This window comes from Bradyrhizobium sp. sGM-13 (genome assembly GCF_018398875.1).
Lineage (GTDB): Bacteria > Pseudomonadota > Alphaproteobacteria > Rhizobiales > Xanthobacteraceae > Bradyrhizobium.
In genome coordinates this window covers 1-221 of sequence record NZ_JAGWDK010000488.1, presented here as the reverse complement: position 1 = coordinate 221, position 221 = coordinate 1, and the positions used below count along the sequence as shown (strand labels likewise).

The 221-nt window shown below is 58.4% G+C and carries 1 pseudogene; it reads right to left on the bottom strand.

Annotated elements, in window-relative coordinates:
- Nucleotides 1-221: pseudogene (locus KJQ96_RS39755) on the bottom strand (isoprenylcysteine carboxylmethyltransferase family protein); the annotation flags it as partial.

Sequence of the window (221 nt, the reverse complement as noted above, 5' to 3'; positions counted from 1 at the left end):
AAGATCGTCTCAATCACAATTGCCGCAACTGGATCGGTCACCGACCAGATGACGCCGGTCATTGGCCGCCATTGCCAGTAGAGCAGCAGCAACGAGAGGCTGGCCAACAGCACGAAGGTCGTGCGCTCAACGGATTGCGGCACGATTCTCGTCCACCAGCGTTTGAAGGCGGGACGCGCCATTACGCTGTGCTGGATTGCAAACAAGCCAAGCAGGACGAC